Below are 20930 nucleotides of genomic sequence, written 5' to 3' on the forward strand. Positions count from 1 at the left end.
CCCCTTATTTCGAGTAGAGCTCAACAACGAGGTTAACTTTAAATTCAGCAGGTAATTCTGTTAAATCGGGTTGATTTTTAAATATACCCACTATTTTTTTTATGTCTACTTCGATCCAGGAAACCACTAAACGCTGCTGTGCTAATTCTAATGCGCCTTTAATGCGTAGTTGTTTTTTTGCTCGACTCCGAATTTCGATTAAATCTCCAGGTGTTACTTGGTAAGAAGGAATATTAATCACCTCCTTATTAACAAGAATCGCTTTATGACTTACCAGCTGTCTTGCTTCTACTCGGGTAGCTGCAAATCCCATTCGATAAACAACATTATCTAATCGCCTCTCTAATAGAGTTAATAAATTATCCCCAGTTGATCCCTTTAGTTTATCAGCTTTCCGGTAATAATTATGAAATTGTTTCTCTAAGACATGGTAATAACGTTTAATCATTTGCTTCATTCGTAATTGAACTCCATAGTCTGTCATCCGCCCACGGCGTTGCCAGTGCATCCCAGGAATACGTTCAATATTACATTTTGAATCAATAGCTCGAATACCACTTTTCAGTTGTAAATCAGTTTTTTCACGTCGTGATAATCGACATTTTGGGCCTAAATACTTTGCCATTACTTAGTGATCTCCTAAACTCGTCGTTTCTTACGTGGTCGACACCCATTATGAGGCAATGCTGTACGATCTTCGAGACTAACAATTTTTAAACCTGCAGAACGCAATCCTCGTATAGCAGAATCACGCCCTGCACCTGGACCTTTAACACAAACAGAAACAGTCTCCATACCAAAATCTTGAATAGCTCTTTCAGCCACTCTTTCAGCAGCTAATTGCGCACCATAGGGGGTTCCTTTACGAGAACCTTTAAATCCAGATCCCCCCGCCGATTTAAAATACAATACATTACCTTGTAGGTCAGAAATACATATTTTTGTATTATTAAATGTTGCATTGATATGAGCAATGCCTTGAGTGACTTTTTGATACCGTCTTTTTGCCATGAAATAACCTTGTCTTTATATCAAGTTCGTATAGGTTTACGTTTACCTTTACGTGTACGACTATTCGTACGTGTTCGTTGACCGTGAACTGGAAGTCCACGACGATGACGAATACCTTGATAAGTGCCTAAATCCATTTTCCGTTTAATATCCATAGAACGTTCACGCCTTAAATCTCCTTCTACTGTGAATTTACTTACTTCGTTCCGTAAAGCATTAAGCTTAATTTCAGATAAATCTTTTATTTTAGAATTAGGATCAATGTTTGCTGCTTGGCAAATTCTTATCGCAGAAGAATTACCTACTCCGTAAATAGCTTGGAGGGCTACTCGTGCGTGTTTTTCTATCGGAATATTAATACCGGCGATACGAGCTACCATTTTGTAATTTACTCCAATTTTTTAAAATTTTTTATAAAATCATAAATTATACTCTTTATTTATTAAAAAATCAAGTAATGAAAAGTATTACTACAGCTTAGTTTGAGACTCTTTCTTATGTAATTTTTTAATTCATAGTTTGGCCGCTTATTCGTTCTCTTATTCGTTCTTTTGAATAAAAGATCACTAGACAAAGTTTCAGTCTCACTTTTTACCTTTTTGCCGTTGCTTATGTCGAGTATCACTGCAAATTACTCGCACAACACCTTCCCGTCGAACTATTTTACAATTTCGACAAATTCTTTTTACTGATGCTCTTACTTTCATCCCCTTTTCCTTCCTTTTCCTTTTATCGAATAAGCCCAAATTTTGAACCTTTCATACCCGACTTTTTTATTAAGGATTCATATTGATAGCTCATTAAATGAGCCTGCACTTGCGCCATAAAATCCATAATAACCACCACTACAATTAACAATGAAGTGCCTCCAAAATAAAAAGGAACATTCCATATTAAAATCAAAAATTGAGGAACTAGAGCTACTAAACCAAGGTAGATAGAACCCACTAAAGTTAATCGAGTCATTACTTTATCAATATAATTAGCTGTCTGTACACCTGGTCGAATACCTGGAATAAATGCCCCAGATTTTTTTAAATTTTCAGCCGTTTCTTTCGGATTAAAAACTAAAGCTGTATAAAAAAAACTAAAAAAGATTACAGCAATAGCAAAAATCATAATATAAGCTGGCTGTCCATTTGAAAGTGCTAAGGAAATATTATTTAACCATCCCAGACCTCGAACAGATGCCATAAATTTAGCTACAGCACCCGGAAATAAAATAATACTTTGTGCAAAAATTACCGGGATAACTCCCGCCATATTAATTTTTAAAGGAAGATGACTACTTTGAACAGCATATAATTTTCTTCCTTGCTGGCGTTTGGGATAATTAACACTAATGCGGCGCTGAGCTCGTTCGAAAAAAACGACTACTAAAGTAACTACAATAACTGTTGCCATTAGAAATATCAAAGTTAACATGGACATTTGACCTTGACGTACTTGTGTAAGTACTTGGGCAATGGCTGTAGGAAATCGTGAAGCGATGCTTGAAAAAATAATTAAAGAAATTCCGTTGCCTACTCCTCGTTCCGTCATTTGTTCCCCTAACCACATAAGGAACATACTTCCCGTTATCAGAGTAATAACACTTGTAAAATAGAAACTAAAATCTGCATTAATTACGGTACCACTATTAGCAAGCCATTTTGTCATAAAAATCGATTGCAATAAAGACAAGATAAGGGTTCCATAACGAATATATTGATTGATTTTTCGACGACCCACTTCCCCTTCTTTACGAAGGGCCTGCATTTTAAGAGAAATTTGGCTATACATTTGAATGATAATCGAAGAGGAAATATAGGGCATTACCCCTAAAGCAAAAATTGTCATCCGGCTTAGAGCACCGCCGGAAAACATATTGAACATTCCTAAAAAGCCTAACTCATGTCGATGGAAAAGGGCTGATAAACGAGTAGGATTAAGCCCAGGAACAGGAATATAAGTACCTAATCGGTATATGATAATACCGATTAAGATAAAGAATAAACGTCGTTTTAATTCCCTTAATCCACTGCCTTGTAAAAATGGTACCCCAACTTTTATTCTAGCCATCGACCTTACCGCCTGCTATTTCTACAGCGGCCTTAACACTTTTGGTTACTTGCAGACCACGAATTATTACAGATTTTTTTAATTTACCTGAATTAAATATTTTAACGTATTTAACATGGCGACCAATAAGATTACTTGCTTTCAGGGTATCAATATCAACCACATCATCAGGAATTTTATTCAATTCATGTAAGCGGACTTCTGCAGAAACTAATTTCTTTCGCGAAATGAACCCAAATTTCGGCACTCGACGTTGCAGAGGCATTTGTCCTCCTTCAAAACCTATTTTGTGATAACCACCAGAGCGAGAATGCTGTCCTTTATGTCCACGACCACACGTTTTACCTTTACCACTGCCAATTCCACGTCCTACCCGCATTTTATTTTTTTTTGATTTTTTACTTGGTTTTAAAGTATTCAGTCGCATTCTATACTTCCTCAATCTCTATACTTCCTCAATCTTTAATATATAAAAGATTTTTTGAATCATGCCTCGATTAGCAGGTGTATCAATAACTTCTACTGTTTCATGTATACGTCGTAATCCTAACCCTTCTATGCATTCGCGATGATTAGGTTTTCGCCCATATTTACTTCCTACTAAGGTCACACGAATCTTTTTTGATTGTATCATGACTTACTCCTTCAAAAGTTCTTCAATAGTTTTTCCACGTTTCATAGACATAGACTCGAGCGTTTCCATACTCTTAAGAGCTTTAAAAGTAGCTCGTACTACATTAATTGAATTAGAAGAACCAATACACTTCGCCAAAACATTTTGAATACCCATAACTTCAAAAACTGCTCGCATTGCGTTTCCAGCAATGACTCCAGTTCCTTCCGAAGCAGGCAATATTAAGACTGTCGAAGATGCATGAGTAGCTTTTATTGGATGACTTAATGTATTACCATCTAACAACGGGACACAAATCATATTTCGACGAGCGTTTTCCGTAGCTTTCTGAATAGCAGCTGGAACCTCTCGTGCTTTTCCCAAACCAAATCCTACTTTACCTTCACCATCACCTGCAACGACCAATGCGGAAAAACCAAACACACGTCCACCTTTTACAACTTTTGCCGTACGACGAACATAAACAAGTTTATCCTGGTTACCATTACTTATCGTCTCAGTACCCACTTCACGCATAAATACACCTTTTAAAATTCAATTCCAAGCTCACGCGCTGCTTCAGCCAACGCTCGCACACGCCCGTGGTATTTATAACCACTACGATCAAAAGCTACTTTTGTAACCCCTACTTTTTGGGCACGTTCTGCAATTAGCTTACCAACCACTGTAGCTGCTGCAATATTGCCCCCATAGTTTAATTGATTTCTCACTTCTTTTTCTAAAGTTGATGCAGCAGCTAATATGCTCGCTTCAGAAGAAATGAGTTGAGCATAAATATGATTAAGCGAGCGATGAACACATAAACGTACTACACCTAATTCTTTAATTTTCGCCCTTGTTCGACAGGCACGTCGAAGTTGTTTTTTTCGCTTATCCATTATTTTTTCTTAGCTTCTTTATAAACTATATGTTCATCATTATAGCGAATGCCTTTACCTTTATAAGGTTCAGGTGGCCGGATTGCACGAATATTTGCTGCTACTTGAGAAACCATTTGCCAATTAGTTCCTTTAATAATAATTTCACTCAAACTGGGAGTTTCCACAGAAATTCCTTCTGGCATTTCAATGTTCACTGGATGAGAAAACCCAACTGTTAACTGCAAAGTGTTCTCTTTAGCCTTCACCCGATAACCAACCCCTACTACTATCAATTTCCGTTGAAATCCTTGATGCACACCCCGAATCATGTTTTGGATGATAGCACGGGTCGTTCCTCCTAATGCATTCGACTTTAGAAGATCATTCGTTGGTAATATTTGGAGTTTATTATTATCTTGCGTAACTTTAACGGCTTTATGAACTGTTTCAGTAAGTTCACCTAGCTTACCCTGAATTATCACGAGTTGTCCATAGATTTTAACATTAACCCCAACAGGGATTTTAATCGGATTTTTTGCTACACGACTTACCATAAATTTCTTCTCTCCTAGCTAACGTAACAAATAACTTCTCCGCCTTCACCATAACTCCGTGCCTCACGATCAGACATGACGCCCTTTGAAGTTGAAATAATAGAAATACCTAACCCATTATTTATTTTAGGTAATTCATTCTTACCTTTGTATATACGTACAGCTGGTCTGCTCAAACGTTTTATAGTTGAAATAACAGGTTCTCCTTTGTGATATTTCAAAGTAATTATCAATTGTCGTTTAATCGAATCATGTTGCTCTCGATAATCGATAATATAACCTTCGTTCTTTAATACTTTCGCAATACTTACTTTAAATTTTGATGAAATCATAGCAACTTCTTTTTTTGCCACTAGCTGCGCGTTACGAATACGTGTTAACATATCGGATATAGGATCTTGCATCATAATTTTACCAACTTGCTTTCTTTAAACCAGGTACATCTCCTCTCATCGCAGCTTCCCGCAAATGAATTCGACACAACCCAAATTTTTTAAATGTACCACAGGAACGGCCACATTTTCGACATCGATGTCTCACTCGAACTTCAGACTCATTACGAGGACTTTTGTGTAATTTCAATAAAGCTAACTCTTGATTTTCTGGTGTTCCCTTTTTAATGATTTTTTTTAATTCCAAACGTTTTTTTCGCGCCTTTTGAGATTGTTGAATACGTTTTTTATTTCGTTCAATGATACTTAATTTTGCCATAAACTTACCCTAAATCTTTTAATGGAAATTTAAAAGCTCTTAATAAAGCTTCTCCTTCTTTATTAGTACGCGCTGTAGTAGTAATCGTAATATCCATCCCACGAATACTATCCATTTTATAGTACTGAATTTCTGGAAAAACAATTTGTTCTTGAATTCCAAGACTAAAGTTACCACGTCCATCAAATGATTTAGGATTAAAACCTCGAAAGTCTCGAATACGAGGTATTGCAATCGAAATTAACCGTTTTAAAAATTCATACATACGTTCTCGACGCAAGGTTACTTTACAGCCAATAGGCCATCCAGTACGAATTTTAAACCCAGCTTCTGATTTACGTACATAGGTAATAATTGGTTTTTGTCCCGAAATTCTCATCATATCATCCATAGCCCGTTCCATTATTTTTTTATCAGCTATAGCCTCACCAATACCCATATTTAAAGTAATCTTTTCAATACGTGGAACGGCCATAACTGATTTAAAAGCAAACTCTTTTTGTAAAGTTGGAATAATCGTTTTTTTGTAGAGTTCTTTTAGTTCTACCATATTTTTTCCTTATACGTCAATTACTTCGCCACTTGACCTAAATACTCGAACTTTCGAGCCATCCTCTAATACTTTAATTTTTACTCGGTCTGGTTTTTTAGTGGTAGGGTTATAAATAGCAACATTAGAAACATGAATCCCTGATTCCCGTTTTAATATCCCACCCTTCTCATTTTTATTAGGATTAGGCTTTACATGTTTTTTCACTAGATTTACGGCTTCTACTAATATACGTCCCTTAGGTAGAACTTTTAATACCTTACCCTGACGACCTTTATCTTTTCCTGTAATTACAACAACAGTATCATCTTTTTTAATTTTCTTCATTGTCATCAGCTTCTACCCTTGCAGCTATAAAACTTCTAAGGCTAACGAAATAATTTTTATAAAATTATCGGTTCGTAATTCACGAGTAACTGGCCCAAAAATCCGGGTACCAATTGGTTGTAACTGAGTATTTAATAATACTACCGCATTACTATCAAATCGAATCACCGACCCATCATCCCGTCGGACACCTTTACGGGTTCGCACTATTACAGCATTCATTACTTCTCCCTTTTTTACTTTTCCCCGAGGAATAGCTTCTTTAATACTCACCTTAATAACATCACCGATATTTGCATAACGACGTTTAGAGCCACCCAAAACTTTGATACACATCACACGTCTGGCTCCACTATTATCTGCTACATTAATAATTGATTGTGCCTGAATCATGATTGGCTCCTCATACTTTTGCTCCTATTTCTCTAATTTTAACTAATTTCCATCTTTTTATTTTTGAAATAGGACGTGTTTCCTGAACAGTTACAATGTCACCTTCCTGACATTTGTTCCCATAATCATGAGCATACACTTTTGTAGAACGTTTAATGAACTTCCCATATTTAGGATGTTTGATTTGCCGTTCTACTACTATAACAATAGTATCATTCATTTTATTACTAACCACTGTGCCTGTCAGAGTACGGATTGTTTTTTGATTCTTACTCATACTGTACGTTCCTTTTCTTTCAAAAGGGTTTTAACACGAGCAATATTACGACGTACTTGTTTGTAAAGATGGGAACGGGAAACTTCCCCCATACTTTTTTGCATTCGTAAATTGAATTGCTCTTTTAATAACTCTAGCAACTCTTTTTTGATTTCAGCTTTTGTTTTATTACGTAATTCATTAGTAATTTTCATTACATCACCGTTCGTTTAACAAATATACATTTTACAGGCAATTTAGCCGCCGCTCGATCAAAGGCTTCACGGGCTAGAGCTTCATCAACTCCTTCAATCTCAAAAAGCATCCGCCCAGGCTGAACAAGTGCTACCCAATATTCAACACTCCCTTTACCTTTACCTTGACGTACTTCTAAAGGCTTTTTGGTAATTGGTTTATCCGGATAAATACGGATAGTAATTTTACCACCGCGCTTAATATGTCGCGAAAGCGCACGCCGTGCTGCCTCTAATTGACGTGCAGTAATTTGAGCACAAGCCATTGATTTAAGACCAAACTCTCCAAAACTAACACGATTTCCACGATAAGCCACCCCTCGATTGCGCCCTTTAAAATCTTTTCGGTATTTTTTGTTACTTGGTTGCAGCATTTTTACTTGTTTTCCCTATTTCACTTCTTCTTCAACTACTTGCTCAACAGCTGCTTCTTTAGTGAGTACTTGCGTTTTCGACACATGGATTTCACCTTTAAAAATCCATACCTTCACTCCAATCGTTCCATAGGTAGTTTTGGCTGTAGCTTTTGCATAATCAATATCTGCACGAAAAATATGCAGAGGAACACGCCCTTCCCGATACCATTCGGTACGAGCGATCTCAGCTCCTCCTAAGCGCCCACTCACACTAATCTTAATTCCCAAAGCACCCTGACGCAGAGTATTTTGAACAGCACGTTTCATAGCTCTTCGAAATATAACTCGCCGCTCTAATTGTTGAGCAATATTCTCCGCTACTAATTTAGCATCTAATTCAGGCTTTCGAATTTCTTCGATGGTAATATGCACTGGAACTTTCATTACTTTTGATATTTCTGCCCGTAAAGCCTCAATTTCTCCGCCTTTTTTTCCAATGATGACCCCTAAACGGGCAGAATAAATTGCAATTTTAGCATTACGAGCTGGGCGTTCAATTTGAATTCGACTAATAGAAGCACCTTTTAAACGCTTTTCTAATAATTGACGTACCTGTAAATCATCATTTAACCTATCAGCAAAATCTTTTTTATCTGCATACCAATTAGATGTCCAATCTTTAGTAATACCAAGCCGTATGCATACTGGATTAACTTTTTGACCCATTAGTTCGATCTCCACTTAAAAATCCGATACTTTAATAGTAATATGACAAGTACGCTTTAAAATTTGATTGGCACGGCCACGAGCTCGGGCTTGAAATCTTCGCGCCATAACAGGACCTTGATCTACCATTACTGTCAATACTTTTAATGTATCCACGTCAGCACCCTTATTATGCTCTGCATTAGCAATAGCAGAATCTAAAACTTTTTTCATAATAACCGCCGCTTTTTTATTACTAAAACGCAACAAATCAACTGCTTTTTCAGCTGGTAAGCCACGAACTTGATCAGCTACAAGCCTTACCTTTTGAGCTGAAATACGTGCATATTTTAATCTTGCAGTAACTTCCATGATTAACTCTCTTTCTTTACTTTGCGATCACCTGAATGAGCCCTAAAAGTACGAGTTATGGCAAACTCCCCTAACTTATGACCTACCATATTTTCCGAAATATAAATGGGCACATGTTGGCGTCCATTATGTACTGCAATAGTCAACCCGACCATTATAGGCGTTACCATAGAGCGCCGCGACCAGGTTTTAATAGGCCGTTTGCTGCTTTCTTTTTGTGCTTGTTCCACCTTTTTTAAGAGGTGATGGTCCACAAAGGGGCCTTTATTTGTTGATCTTGGCACTGCTTTACCTCTTTTTTATGTTATTTTTTAAGCCGATCACGAATAATCATATTATTCGTACGTTTATTACGACGAGTTTTATAGCCTTTTGTTGGTTTACCTGTCGGAGAAACTGGATGGCGACCGCCTGAAGTCTTGCCCTCCCCGCCTCCATGAGGATGATCTACTGGATTCATGGCCACCCCACGAACAGTAGGTCGTCGTCCACGCCAACGTTTAGCACCTGCTTTACCAAGTGAACGTAAATTATGTTCTGAGTTGGATACTTCTCCCACACAAGCACGGCAACTTGCTAAAACCTTGCGTATCTCGCCAGAACGCATTCGAACAATGCTGTAAATTCCCTCTTTAGCTGTTAATTGAGCCGAAGTACCTGCACTTCGGATAAGTTGTGCTCCTCTTCCTGGTTTTAATTCAAGATTGTAAATACTAGTTCCTAAGGGGATATTCTGCAATGGCAAACAATTACCCGGTTTAATTGGAGCATCTTTCCCTGAAACTACTCGAGAATTTTGATGGAGCCCTTTCGGAGCTATAATATAACGACGCTCCCCATCTTGAAATAAAATTAAGGCAATATGAGCACTACGATTCGGATCATATTCCAATCGTTCTACAATACCCTCCCCTTCCTTATCCCGTTTAAAGTCAATTATACGATAATGGCGCTTATGTCCACCACCACGACGACGCACAGTAATACGTCCATGATTATTACGGCAACTAATACGTTTTTTACTTTCTACCAGCGGTGTATATGGGTTACCTTTATGCAAATCTGGGTGTACAACCTTGACAACAAATCGTCGTCCGGGTGACGTGGGTTTTACTTTCACTAAAGCCATTTGTTTATTTACTCCAACTCTTATTCACCAGTTACAATATTGATTTCATTGCCTGGTACTAATGTAACGTACGCCTTTTTCCAATTCTTACGCCGACCACGCACTTTTCGAAATCGAATAGCTTTTCCTTTAATATTAGAAATATGCACTGTTTTTACCACAACATTAAATTGATTTTCTACAGTAGACTTAATTTCAGATTTCGTTGCACCCGGTATTACTTTAAATATATATTGGCCGCTAATTAAACTGCTCTTTTCTGATACACGAACAGCTATAAGGATTTTTAGTAATCTTTCTTGATTCACGATAATCTTTCCTCGAGTTTTTGCAAAGCATCTACTGTAATCAATACATTTTCAGCAGCAACAAGACTGACAGGATCTACCTGTATAGCATCAGAAGTTGTAACATTTATCATATTTCGTGAAGCTAACTCAATATTACGATCTTGCCCATTGAGAATGATTAAAGCTTTTTCTATATTTAAAACTGCTAGTAATCTCTTTAATTCTCGAGTCTTAGGCTCTTGTAATTTTAAATTTTCTACTACAATAAAACGCTCTTTCCGAATTAATTCAGAAAAAATAGAAACCATAGCTCGATGATACATTTTTCGGTTAACTTTTTGTGAAAAATCACGCGGTTTTGCTGCAAAAGTTACACCACCTCCACGCCAGAGAGGACTTCGAATACTTCCAGCTCGAGCTCGGCCAGTCCCTTTTTGGCGCCATGGTTTAGTGCCACCTCCCCGGACCTTACTTCGCAGCTTTTGCGCTTTAGTCCCAGAACGCCCACCTGCTAAATAAGCAGTAACAACTTGATGAACTAAACCTTCTTTAAATTCCTCTCTAAAGGTAGTATCAGGTACAACGATTTTACTCAATTCCTTTTTCTCGAAGGAATATACCAGAAGCTCCATCATTTATCTCCCTGTGCTCTTTTTAATTGATTTTGTAATAATGACCTCGCTACCAGGAGCACCAGGTAATGCTCCTTTGATTAAAAGAAGATTTTGTTCGGTATCCACTTTAATAATTTCTTGATTTTGAACAGTACGGTAAGTATTTCCCATATGGCCTGCCATTTTTTTACCTTTCCACACGCGACCAGGTGTTTGACATTGACCTATAGAACCCGGCGCACGATGGGATAAGGAATTTCCGTGGGTAGCATCCTGAGTGTGAAAATTATGACGCTTTACGGTACCCGCAAAGCCTTTTCCGCGAGTTAAACCCCGCACATCAACAACCTCCCCTTCTTTAAAAATTCCCACATTAAGCTCATCACTTATTTTAGTTTTAGTTAATTCTTTGGCAGTTACACGAAATTCACGAATAACCTTCCCTGGCTTTACGCCACTTTTCGCATAATGTCCTGCTATTGGCTTATTAATACGTGCAAAAGATTTTTTGCCATAAGCCACTTGAATAGCGCAATAGCCATCGAGATCTACTCTTTTTATTTGAGTAACCCAATTAGGGATTACTTCAACTACGGTAACAGCAATAAACACTCCCCTCTCTGTAAAGACATGAGTCATACCACATTTTTGACCAACTAAACCAATAGGCATTTACCTACGCTCCCAAATTATCTAATCACTATAAAATAAAAAAGGCTAAACTCAGTTTTAGCCAGATTCTGATTCAACACTTATTTGTACATCTACTCCGGCAGCTAAATCTAATTTCATTAATGCATCTACTGTCTTATCAGTAGGCTGCACGATGTCTATCAATCGTTTATGAGTTCGAATTTCATATTGATCTCGAGCATCTTTATCCACATGAGGGGAAATCAATACTGTATAGCGCTCAATTTTTGTAGGCAACGGAATTGGGCCTTTAATAACAGCACCAGTTCTCCGTGCTGTCTCAACAATCTCTCGGGTAGATCGATCAATCAAGCGATGATCAAAAGCTTTTAATCGAATCCGTATACGTTGGTTATTATTAAAGACTACCATAATTTATTCCCATATCTACTTAATAATTTTCGTTACAACACCGGCTCCAACAGTACGTCCCCCTTCTCGAACCGCAAATCGTAATCCTTCATCCATCGCCACCGGTGCAATTAACTTCACTGTTACCTTTACATTATCTCCAGGCATCACCATTTCAACATCTGCCGGCAGACTCAATACCTCGCCCGTCACGTCCGTCGTGCGAAAATAAAATTGTGGTCGATACCCTTTTAAAAAGGGCGTATGACGACCTCCCTCTTCCTTTAACAATACATAAATCTCTCCTTCAAACATTGTATGTGGTGTGATCGTTCCAGGCTTTGCTAATACTTGTCCTCGCTCTACTTCTTCTCGCTTTGTCCCTCTCAATAAAACACCAACATTATCTCCCGCTTCTCCCTGATCCAATAACTTACGGAACATCTCCACACCCGTACACGTCGTTTTCGTCGTCGCATTAATCCCCACAATTTCAATTTCATCTCCAACCTTCACAATCCCTCGCTCAATTCGTCCTGTCACCACTGTTCCACGACCCGATATTGAAAATACGTCCTCAATCGGCATGAGAAAGGGCTTCTCTTTCTCTCGTTGTGGCTCCTCAAAATATGCGTCCATCGTCTCCACTAACTTTAATATTACCGGAATCCCTAATTCTGCAGTGTCTCCTTGCAACGCTTTCAGTGCAGAACCCACTACAATCGGTGTCTGATCACCTGGAAAATCATAACTCGTCAATAAATCCCTCACTTCTATCTCGACTAATTCTAATAACTCTTGATCATCTACCATATCCGCTTTATTCAAAAAAACTACGATCGCCGGAACTCCTACCTGCTTCGCTAATAGAATATGTTCTCGCGTCTGCGGCATCGGACCATCCGCCGCACTCACCACCAATATTGCTCCATCCATCTGCGCCGCTCCCGTGATCATATTCTTCACATAATCTGCGTGCCCTGGACAATCTACATGAGCATAATGACGTTTATCACTTTGATACTCCACATGTGAAGTTGCTATCGTAATCCCTCGCGCACGCTCTTCTGGTGCATTGTCAATCTGATCAAAGGCACGTACTTCTCCTCCAAACTTATCTGATAACACCTTCGTCAACGCCGCCGTCAACGTCGTCTTACCATGATCCACATGGCCTATCGTCCCTACATTTAAATGCGGCTTTTCTCTTATAAATTTTTCTTTAGACATGAGACTATCACCTCTCTTGCTTAACTCTCTTGTTTAATAATTGCTTCAGCGATATTATTTGGCGCTTCGGCATATTTTAAAAATTCCATCGTATAAGTCGCACGCCCTTGAGTTAACGAACGAAGATCAGTCGCATAACCAAACATCTCCGCTAAAGGCACTTCAACATCAACGATTTTACCGGCAGGACTTTCATCCATACCTTGAATGATACCTCGACGGCGATTGAGATCACCAACGACATCACCCATATATTCTTCTGGGGTAATAATTTCTACCTTCATAATAGGCTCAAGTAATACAGGATGTGCCTTGGCAGCTCCCTCTTTGAAACACATAGAGCCAGCAATTTTAAATGCCATTTCACTGGAGTCAACATCATGATAAGAACCATCAAAAATAGCTACTTTTACGTCTACAACAGGATAACCAGCAATAACCCCATTTTCCATTTGTTCCCGGACACCTTTTTCTACGGCGGGGATATATTCTTTGGGTACTACCCCACCAACAATTTCGTTCAAAAATGTAAAACCAGAACCTGCTTCTTTGGGTTCGATCCTAAGCCATACATGCCCGTATTGTCCACGACCACCCGTTTGACGAATGTATTTCCCTTCTTGTTCTATAGTTTTGCGAATAGTTTCCCGATACGCCACACGAGGCTTCCCAACATTCGCAGCAACATGAAATTCACGCTGCATTCTATCTACAATAATTTCTAAATGCAGCTCACCCATTCCCTCAATAATAGTCTGCCCAGATTCCTCATCAGTATGAACGCGAAACGAGGGATCTTCTTGAGCTAATTTTCCTAAAGCTATTCCCATTTTCTCCTGATCTGCTTTTGTTTTAGGCTCAATAGCCACGGAGATTACTGGCTCTGGAAACTCCATTTTCTCAAGAGTAATAATTTTCTGCTGATCACAAAGGGTATCTCCAGTAGTAACATTTTTTAGGCCTACAGCAGCTGCAATATCACCAGCATGCACTTCTTTAATCTCTTCCCGAGAGTTAGAATGCATTTGTAAGAGACGTCCAATACGTTCTTTTTTACGCTTGACTGGGTTATAAACGAAGTCACCAGATTTTAATACGCCGGAATAAACACGAAAGAAAGTCAGTGTGCCAACGAAAGGATCAGAAGCAATTTTAAAAGCTAACGCCGCAAAAGGTGCTTCATCAGAAGGAACACGTGATCCTTCGCAACCATCGTCTTCCTCACCCTGAATAGCAGGTATATCTGTGGGTGCAGGTAAGTAATCAATCACAGCATCCAACAAAGCCTGTACCCCTTTATTCTTAAAGGCACTTCCACATAACATTGGCACAATTTCATTAGCCAAAGTACGTCGACGTAACCCTTCTCGAACTTCCTGCTTCGAAAGCTCTCCATTTTCTAAATATTTTTCCATTAATTCTTCTGAGGACTCGGCAACAGCTTCTAGCATTTTTTCATACCATTCTTGAGCATCTAGTTTCATCTCTTCGGGAATTTCCGCCAGTTTATAAGTACGACCTTTATCTGCCTCATTCCAATAAATAGCTTTCATTCGAATTAAATCAACAATCCCTTGAAAATTTTCTTCTTCTCCAATAGGAAGCTGAATAGGAACTGGATTACATTTCAATCGCTCTTTTACTTGCTGTACTACTCGTAGAAAATTTGCGCCTGAACGGTCTATCTTATTTACAAAACCCAAACGTGGAACACCATAGCGATTAGCCTGTCTCCAAACAGTTTCAGTTTGAGGTTCTACCCCGCCCACGGAACAGAAAATAGCAACCGCTCCGTCTAGCACTCGTAAAGAACGTTCAACTTCAATGGTAAAATCTACATGCCCAGGCGTATCAATAATATTAACTCGATGTTTTGGATATTGCTGATCCATGCCCATCCAAAAACAACTCGTAGCTGCAGAAGTAATAGTAATACCCCGCTCTTGCTCTTGCTCCATCCAATCCATGATAGCACTCCCTTCATGAACCTCACCCATTTTGTGAGAAACGCCTGTATAGTAGAGGATACGCTCAGTCGTAGTAGTTTTCCCTGCATCTATGTGTGCCATAATGCCTAAATTACGGGTACGTTCTAATGGAATTTTTCTAGACATTGCAATTATTTTCTTTTACCACCGATAATGTGCAAATGCTTGGTTTGCTTTAGCGATCCGATGAACTTCTTCTTTTTTCTTTACTGCTCCACCACGATTTTCTAGCGCATCCAAGATTTCATTTGCCAAACATAAAATCATTGTCTTTTCATGACGCTTATTTGCATATTTACTCAGCCAACGCATAGCCAAAGCTTGACGTCGAACCGCTCGTATCTCTACAGGCACCTGATAGGTAGAACCCCCTACTCGACGTGATTTCACTTCTACACTAGGCATCACATTAGCTAAAGCTTCTTTAAATGTATCTAAAGCTACAGCACGAGTTTTTTCATTAACACAGATATGCTGCTGCTCTTTCAATTTTCCTACGGCCTTATCACCTCTTTCTATAACACCTTCTTCCTCGAAACGCTTTTTATTACCACACACACGCTTTACTACGATATCCAAAGCTCCATAGACGATACTCTCTGCTACCGATTTTTTACCATTGCGCATAACGGCATTTATAAACTTACTTAAAAGCTCACTATGAAAGAGTGGATCTGGCAAAACTTCCCGTTTAGGTGCTGCTTTTCTTCGTGCCATCTAAAGTTCTCCACGCTGATTTTTATTCTTTAGGTTTTTTTTCACCATATTTAGAACGACCTCGACGTCGCCCTAAAACACCCGCTGTATCTAAGCTTCCACGTACGATGTGATAGCGCACACCGGGTAAGTCTTTTACACGGCCACCTCTAATTAATACTACGGAATGCTCTTGCAAATTGTGACCTTCGCCTCCGATATAAGCAGTTACTTCAATACCATTAGTAATTCGTACCCGAGCTACTTTCCGTAAAGCTGAATTAGGCTTTTTAGGAGTAGTAGTGTATACCCGAGTACACACGCCTCGTTTTTGAGGGCAACCTTCTAATGCGGGAACGTCGCTTTTTTTTAATTTTGCACGACGGGGCTTTCTTACTAACTGATTGATTCTAGACATTAAAATTTTCTCTAAGCAGCAAAATTTCTTCTTTTAATCTACGAAAGACAGAACGAGAACTATAAATAAAAACAATGAGCTCTGTCAAGCTAAATTAATGTTGTCAAATAATTTCCATTTTTACTAAAGAATATTTAGATCTATTTTTTTAAGCCACCATCAGTGCATCAGTTGCTCACATGTTTTGTTATGCTGAATATAAGAGGAAGAAACTAAAGAACTTATTCGCATTTTTGTACTATTTTCGCTTTTTCAAATTGCAATGCTGCACTTAAAGCTTGTTCAGCTTCAGTGGCAGTGACACCACCTTTTCTTTCTTTAGTTCTAGTTCTTTCTATTGCTTTTCTTTCTTTCTGGCGACGTTCTTGGTGGTAACTAAATCCAGTTCCAGCAGGAATTAAACGCCCAACAATTACGTTCTCTTTAAGACCTCTCAGATTATCGCGTTTGCCACTTACTGAAGCAGCCGTTAATACACGAGTGGTTTCTTGGAAAGATGCTGCTGAAATAAAAGATTCAGTAGCTAAAGAAGCTTTCGTGATTCCCAACAAAATGGGTTCTACTTTCGCCGTCCGGGCATCCTTTTGAATCATTTTTTCATTTTCCTCCCGTACACGAGGTCGTTCAACCTGCTCATCTTGGAGGAAGTCTGTTTCCCCTGGATCGATAATTTTAACCTTACGTAACATCTGACGGATAATCACTTCAATGTGTTTATCGTTAATTTTTACCCCTTGTAATCGATAAACTTCCTGTACTTCATTAACGATATAGTTCGCTAAAGCATTCACTCCCAACAAGCGTAAAATATCATGTGGATCTGAAGGGCCATCTGCAATCACTTCACCCTTTTTAACCATCTCCCCTTCAAAGACACTTACGTGACGCCATTTGGGCACCAGTTCCTCGTGAGTAGTACTGCCATCTGGGGCGGTAATAATTAAACGCCCTTTATCTTTAGTATCTTTACCAAAACTAACTACACCAGAAATTTCAGCTAAAATTGCAGCATCTTTAGGTCGACGAGCTTCAAAAAGATCAGCTACTCGTGGCAATCCCCCAGTGATATCTCGAGTTTTGGAAGTCTCTTGAGGAATACGCGCAAGGATATCTCCAATTTGGACTATGGAACCATCTTCTTTGGTAAGAATAGTCCCTTCTGGCAAGAAATAATGTGCCGAAACTTTACCCCCCGCCAAAAAGAGATCGTTATCATTTTCATCTACTAGCTTAACCATGGGACGAAGCTCTTTACCCCCGGTAGTACGTTGCTTGGTAGAAGCCACTACGATACTACTAAGACCTGTCAATTCATCCGTTTGTTTATTCATGGTAACGCCATCCACTATATCAACGAACCGTAAAGTACCTGCTACTTCCGTGATAATAGGATGCGTATGAGGATCCCATTGAGCTACGACTTGACCAGATTTTACAAAATCCTCATCACGTATACTAATCGTTGCACCATAAGGAACTTTGTAATGCTCACGCTCTCCACCTTGCATATCTTGTACGACTAATTCTCCGGAACGTGAAATCGCTACTAAATTGCCATTAGCTTGTTCCACCGTCTTTAAATTACGCATTTTAATTTTCCCAGCAGACTTTACTTCGATGCTATTAGCAGCCGTTGCTCGGGAAGCAGCTCCACCGATATGGAAGGTTCGCATAGTTAACTGAGTTCCTGGCTCACCAATTGATTGAGCAGCCACTACACCGATAGCTTCCCCCACATTTACAATTTGTCCACGAGCAAGATCACGTCCATAACACATCGAACAAATACCGTAAGCTGTTTCACACGTAATTGCAGAACGCACTATAACCCGATCCACACTGTGTTCTTCCAGGATACCCACTAATTTCTCATCTAAAAGGGTACCCTCAGGCATTAACTCTTTTTTTGATTTAGGATCGTTAACGGATTTTGCTAAAACTCGTCCGAGAACACGTTCTCGGAGAGGCTCTACAACATCACCTCCTTGAATCTGAGGTATCATCTCAATGCCTTGATCAGTCCCACAATTGTATTCCGTAACAACCAAATCTTGTGCAACGTCAACCAGTCGTCGAGTCAAATATCCTGAATTTGCCGTCTTCAAAGCTGTATCGGCTAATCCCTTACGGGCACCATGGGTGGAAATAAAATACTGCAAAACATTTAACCCTTCACGGAAATTAGCTGTGATAGGAGTTTCGATAATAGTACCATCAGGTCTAGCCATTAATCCCCGCATCCCCGCCAACTGACGAATTTGTGCTGCAGAACCTCGTGCACCAGAATCGGACATCATGTAAATAGAATTAAACGAGCTTTGTATTACTTCTTTGCCTTGGGCATCTTTTATTTTTTCCATAGCAATTTTTTCCATCATAGCTTTAGCAACTTGATCATTAGTTCGCGACCAAATATCAATCACTTTATTGCGATGCTCCCCGTAAGTCACTAACCCAGAAGCATATTGTTTTTGTATTTCTTGGACTTCTTCTTCAGCCCTAGAAATGATGGCTTCTTTTTCACGAGGAACGACAAGATCATTCACACCAATCGAAATACCTGAATAAGTTGCGTAACGGAAGCCAATGTACATTAAATTATCTGCAAAAATAACGGTAGTTTTAAGTCCTAAATTACGATAACAAATATCCAATAATTTCGTCACGGCCTTTTTAGTCATTGGCTGATCAATTAACGTAAAAGGTAATCCTTTAGGAACAATTTGCCACAATAAAATCCGACCTACAGCAGTATTAATTAAGCGCTCGCTCTCTTCTATATTGCCTACTTCATCCAAAAGGTGCTCTTTAATCCGAACATCGACACGAGCATGTAAATCTACTTCTCTATTCTCATAAGCACGGATTACCTCGTCCACATCAGAAAACTTCATACCTTCGCCTTTCGCATTAACACAATCCCGAGTGATGTAGTAAAGACCCAACACCACATCATGCGTGGGAACAATAATTGGTTCACCGTTTGCAGGATGTAAAACATTGTTGGTAGACATCATTAATGAACGCGCTTCTAATTGAGCTTCTAAAGTAAGCGGTACATGCACAGCCATTTGGTCCCCGTCAAAGTCTGCATTATAAGCCGTACAAACAAGAGGATGAAATTGAATTGCTTTCCCTTCCACCAATACCGGCTCAAACGCTTGTATACCTAAACGATGCAAGGTTGGTGCTCGGTTCAATAAAATTGGATGTTCCCGGATAACCTCTTCAAGAATGTCCCAGACTTCAGGAACTTCACTTTCAACCATTTTTTTAGCAGCTTTAATAGTAGTAGCTAAACCTCGTCGCTGTAATTTACTAAAAATAAAGGGTTTAAATAATTCCAAAGCCATTTTCTTTGGCAAGCCGGCTTGATGAAGTTTCAATGTTGGACCTACTACGATAACTGAACGACCTGAATAATCTACACGCTTACCGAGAAGATTTTGACGAAAACGTCCGGACTTACCCTTAATCATATCCGCTAGAGATTTCAAAGGACGACGGTTAGATCCTACAATAGCTCGTCCACGACGACCATTGTCCAGAAAGGCGTCTACGGCTTCTTGAAGCATTCGTTTTTCATTACGCACAATGATATCAGGGGCATTGAGATCCAGTAAGCGTTTTAATCGGTTATTTCGATTAATCACTCGACGATAAAGGTCATTCAAATCAGAGGTAGCAAAACGCCCACCATCTAACGGAACCAAGGGCCGCAAATCTGGAGGCAAAACAGGCAATACGTTTAATATCATCCACTCAGGCTTATTTCCCGACTCCAAAAATGCACTTAAGACTTTAAGACGTTTAGTAAGTTTTTTCATTTTTGTATCGGAAGTAGTGGTTAACATTTCAGCACGTAACTCTTCAATTTCTAGAGTAACATCAATATCACGCAATAATCGCTGAATGGCTTCTGCACCCATAAGTGCCGTAAATTCGTCACCATATTCTTCTAAAGCATCAAGATAAGCTTCTTCCGAAAGCAATCGTCCCCGCTCTAATTCTGTCATTCCAGAATCTACGACGACGTATGCTTCAAAATACAGAATACGTTCAATATCACGTAGCGTCATATCAAGGAGCAAACCAATACGAGAAGGTAACGATTTGAGGTACCAAATATGGGCCACAGGTGAAGCAAGTTCGATGTGTCCCATTCGATCCCGCCGTACTTTAGCCAGAGTCACTTCCACTCCACATTTTTCACAAATCACACCACGATGCTTGAGGCGTTTATACTTTCCGCATAAGCATTCATAGTCTTTAATAGGACCAAAAATTTTCGCACAAAACAAACCATCACGTTCAGGTTTGAAAGTACGATAATTAATCGTTTCTGGTTTTTTTACTTCACCATACGACCACGAGCGAATTTCTTCTGGAGATGCCAGCTTGATGCGTAGTGCATCAAATTCAGATGTATATCTTTCATTTTTTAGCTGTTTTAATAAGTCTCTCAAGACAGTTTTCC

31 protein-coding genes are annotated in these 20930 nt (G+C 39.1%); all 31 read right to left on the minus strand.

What is annotated here, in order from left to right:
• Nucleotides 1–4: 4 nt before the first annotated feature.
• Complete coding sequence (rpsD, locus tag CLERM_RS01025; protein ID WP_102156753.1) at nucleotides 5–625, minus strand: 30S ribosomal protein S4; 621 nt, start codon at nucleotides 623–625, stop codon at nucleotides 5–7.
• A 14-nt stretch (nucleotides 626–639) separates the two neighbouring features.
• Nucleotides 640–1011 (minus strand): 30S ribosomal protein S11, encoded by a 372-nt coding sequence (gene rpsK, locus CLERM_RS01030; RefSeq protein WP_102156754.1) that lies wholly within the window; start codon nucleotides 1009–1011, stop codon nucleotides 640–642.
• A 20-nt stretch (nucleotides 1012–1031) separates the two neighbouring features.
• Nucleotides 1032–1391 carry a 30S ribosomal protein S13 gene (gene rpsM, locus CLERM_RS01035; protein WP_102156755.1) on the minus strand — a complete coding sequence of 120 codons (360 nt, stop codon included), beginning with the start codon at nucleotides 1389–1391 and terminating at the stop codon, nucleotides 1032–1034.
• 204 nt (nucleotides 1392–1595) lie between these two features.
• A complete protein-coding gene (gene rpmJ, locus CLERM_RS01040; protein WP_102156756.1) occupies nucleotides 1596–1718 on the minus strand; it encodes a 50S ribosomal protein L36 in 123 nt (40 codons plus the stop codon).
• A 22-nt stretch (nucleotides 1719–1740) separates the two neighbouring features.
• Nucleotides 1741–3072, minus strand: a complete 1332-nt coding sequence (gene secY, locus CLERM_RS01045; RefSeq protein ID WP_102156757.1) for a preprotein translocase subunit SecY — start codon at nucleotides 3070–3072, stop codon at nucleotides 1741–1743.
• Nucleotides 3065–3499, minus strand: coding sequence for a 50S ribosomal protein L15 (gene rplO, locus CLERM_RS01050; protein ID WP_102156758.1), 435 nt, complete (start codon nucleotides 3497–3499; stop codon nucleotides 3065–3067). The genes secY and rplO overlap by 8 nt, the downstream gene beginning before the upstream one ends.
• Before the next feature lie 18 nt (nucleotides 3500–3517).
• Nucleotides 3518–3706 (minus strand): 50S ribosomal protein L30, encoded by a 189-nt coding sequence (rpmD, locus tag CLERM_RS01055; RefSeq protein ID WP_102156759.1) that lies wholly within the window; start codon nucleotides 3704–3706, stop codon nucleotides 3518–3520.
• Between the two features lie 3 nt (nucleotides 3707–3709).
• Nucleotides 3710–4222, minus strand: a complete 513-nt coding sequence (rpsE, locus tag CLERM_RS01060) for a 30S ribosomal protein S5 (RefSeq protein WP_102156760.1) — start codon at nucleotides 4220–4222, stop codon at nucleotides 3710–3712.
• An 11-nt stretch (nucleotides 4223–4233) separates the two neighbouring features.
• Entirely contained in the window at nucleotides 4234–4584 is a 351-nt protein-coding gene (gene rplR, locus CLERM_RS01065; RefSeq protein WP_102156761.1) for a 50S ribosomal protein L18, read from the minus strand.
• Nucleotides 4584–5120, minus strand: a complete 537-nt coding sequence (rplF, locus tag CLERM_RS01070) for a 50S ribosomal protein L6 (RefSeq protein ID WP_102156762.1) — start codon at nucleotides 5118–5120, stop codon at nucleotides 4584–4586. The genes rplR and rplF overlap by 1 nt, the downstream gene beginning before the upstream one ends.
• A 14-nt stretch (nucleotides 5121–5134) precedes the next feature.
• Nucleotides 5135–5527 carry a 30S ribosomal protein S8 gene (rpsH, locus tag CLERM_RS01075; RefSeq protein ID WP_102156763.1) on the minus strand — a complete coding sequence of 131 codons (393 nt, stop codon included), beginning with the start codon at nucleotides 5525–5527 and terminating at the stop codon, nucleotides 5135–5137.
• Nucleotides 5528–5531: 4 nt separating this feature from the next.
• Nucleotides 5532–5831, minus strand: a complete 300-nt coding sequence (gene rpsN, locus CLERM_RS01080) for a 30S ribosomal protein S14 (protein WP_102156764.1) — start codon at nucleotides 5829–5831, stop codon at nucleotides 5532–5534.
• 4 nt (nucleotides 5832–5835) lie between these two features.
• On the minus strand, nucleotides 5836–6381 hold the full coding sequence (rplE, locus tag CLERM_RS01085; RefSeq protein WP_102156765.1) for a 50S ribosomal protein L5: 546 nt from the start codon (nucleotides 6379–6381) through the stop codon (nucleotides 5836–5838).
• Nucleotides 6382–6390: 9 nt separating this feature from the next.
• Nucleotides 6391–6714: a 50S ribosomal protein L24 gene (gene rplX / locus CLERM_RS01090; protein WP_102156766.1), complete on the minus strand. Its 324-nt coding sequence runs from the start codon at nucleotides 6712–6714 to the stop codon at nucleotides 6391–6393.
• Nucleotides 6715–6732: 18 nt separating this feature from the next.
• Entirely contained in the window at nucleotides 6733–7101 is a 369-nt protein-coding gene (gene rplN, locus CLERM_RS01095; protein ID WP_102156767.1) for a 50S ribosomal protein L14, read from the minus strand.
• Nucleotides 7102–7111: 10 nt separating this feature from the next.
• The gene (gene rpsQ / locus CLERM_RS01100; protein ID WP_102156768.1) at nucleotides 7112–7378 is read right to left on the minus strand and encodes a 30S ribosomal protein S17; all 267 of its coding nucleotides are present in this window, start codon (nucleotides 7376–7378) and stop codon (nucleotides 7112–7114) included.
• Complete coding sequence (gene rpmC / locus CLERM_RS01105) at nucleotides 7375–7572, minus strand: 50S ribosomal protein L29 (protein WP_102156769.1); 198 nt, start codon at nucleotides 7570–7572, stop codon at nucleotides 7375–7377. Before rpmC ends, rpsQ begins: the two co-directional genes overlap by 4 nt.
• Nucleotides 7572–7985, minus strand: a complete 414-nt coding sequence (gene rplP, locus CLERM_RS01110) for a 50S ribosomal protein L16 (RefSeq protein ID WP_102156770.1) — start codon at nucleotides 7983–7985, stop codon at nucleotides 7572–7574. Before rplP ends, rpmC begins: the two co-directional genes overlap by 1 nt.
• A 15-nt stretch (nucleotides 7986–8000) precedes the next feature.
• Nucleotides 8001–8693 carry a 30S ribosomal protein S3 gene (rpsC, locus tag CLERM_RS01115; RefSeq protein WP_102156792.1) on the minus strand — a complete coding sequence of 231 codons (693 nt, stop codon included), beginning with the start codon at nucleotides 8691–8693 and terminating at the stop codon, nucleotides 8001–8003.
• Between the two features lie 15 nt (nucleotides 8694–8708).
• The gene (gene rplV, locus CLERM_RS01120; protein ID WP_102156771.1) at nucleotides 8709–9044 is read right to left on the minus strand and encodes a 50S ribosomal protein L22; all 336 of its coding nucleotides are present in this window, start codon (nucleotides 9042–9044) and stop codon (nucleotides 8709–8711) included.
• A gap of 2 nt (nucleotides 9045–9046) precedes the next feature.
• Complete coding sequence (gene rpsS / locus CLERM_RS01125) at nucleotides 9047–9328, minus strand: 30S ribosomal protein S19 (RefSeq protein WP_102156772.1); 282 nt, start codon at nucleotides 9326–9328, stop codon at nucleotides 9047–9049.
• A 20-nt stretch (nucleotides 9329–9348) separates the two neighbouring features.
• Entirely contained in the window at nucleotides 9349–10173 is an 825-nt protein-coding gene (gene rplB / locus CLERM_RS01130) for a 50S ribosomal protein L2 (RefSeq protein WP_102156773.1), read from the minus strand.
• Nucleotides 10174–10193: 20 nt separating this feature from the next.
• On the minus strand, nucleotides 10194–10481 hold the full coding sequence (gene rplW / locus CLERM_RS01135; RefSeq protein ID WP_102156774.1) for a 50S ribosomal protein L23: 288 nt from the start codon (nucleotides 10479–10481) through the stop codon (nucleotides 10194–10196).
• Nucleotides 10478–11095, minus strand: a complete 618-nt coding sequence (gene rplD, locus CLERM_RS01140; protein WP_201797240.1) for a 50S ribosomal protein L4 — start codon at nucleotides 11093–11095, stop codon at nucleotides 10478–10480. The genes rplW and rplD overlap by 4 nt, the downstream gene beginning before the upstream one ends.
• A 3-nt stretch (nucleotides 11096–11098) precedes the next feature.
• The gene (gene rplC / locus CLERM_RS01145; RefSeq protein WP_102156776.1) at nucleotides 11099–11749 is read right to left on the minus strand and encodes a 50S ribosomal protein L3; all 651 of its coding nucleotides are present in this window, start codon (nucleotides 11747–11749) and stop codon (nucleotides 11099–11101) included.
• Between the two features lie 57 nt (nucleotides 11750–11806).
• Nucleotides 11807–12142 (minus strand): 30S ribosomal protein S10, encoded by a 336-nt coding sequence (gene rpsJ, locus CLERM_RS01150; RefSeq protein ID WP_102156777.1) that lies wholly within the window; start codon nucleotides 12140–12142, stop codon nucleotides 11807–11809.
• 15 nt (nucleotides 12143–12157) lie between these two features.
• Nucleotides 12158–13351: an elongation factor Tu gene (gene tuf / locus CLERM_RS01155; RefSeq protein WP_102156778.1), complete on the minus strand. Its 1194-nt coding sequence runs from the start codon at nucleotides 13349–13351 to the stop codon at nucleotides 12158–12160.
• A gap of 20 nt (nucleotides 13352–13371) precedes the next feature.
• Complete coding sequence (gene fusA, locus CLERM_RS01160; protein ID WP_179946442.1) at nucleotides 13372–15471, minus strand: elongation factor G; 2100 nt, start codon at nucleotides 15469–15471, stop codon at nucleotides 13372–13374.
• A 9-nt stretch (nucleotides 15472–15480) separates the two neighbouring features.
• Nucleotides 15481–16056 (minus strand): 30S ribosomal protein S7, encoded by a 576-nt coding sequence (gene rpsG / locus CLERM_RS01165; RefSeq protein WP_102156780.1) that lies wholly within the window; start codon nucleotides 16054–16056, stop codon nucleotides 15481–15483.
• Between the two features lie 22 nt (nucleotides 16057–16078).
• A complete protein-coding gene (rpsL, locus tag CLERM_RS01170) occupies nucleotides 16079–16453 on the minus strand; it encodes a 30S ribosomal protein S12 (RefSeq protein ID WP_102156781.1) in 375 nt (124 codons plus the stop codon).
• A gap of 221 nt (nucleotides 16454–16674) precedes the next feature.
• Nucleotides 16675–20919 (minus strand): DNA-directed RNA polymerase subunit beta', encoded by a 4245-nt coding sequence (gene rpoC, locus CLERM_RS01175; protein ID WP_102156782.1) that lies wholly within the window; start codon nucleotides 20917–20919, stop codon nucleotides 16675–16677.
• Nucleotides 20920–20930 lie beyond the last annotated feature (11 nt).

Origin of the sequence: Coxiella-like endosymbiont (assembly GCF_002871095.1) — a bacterium.
In the GTDB taxonomy this organism is placed as follows: domain Bacteria; phylum Pseudomonadota; class Gammaproteobacteria; order Coxiellales; family Coxiellaceae; genus Coxiella.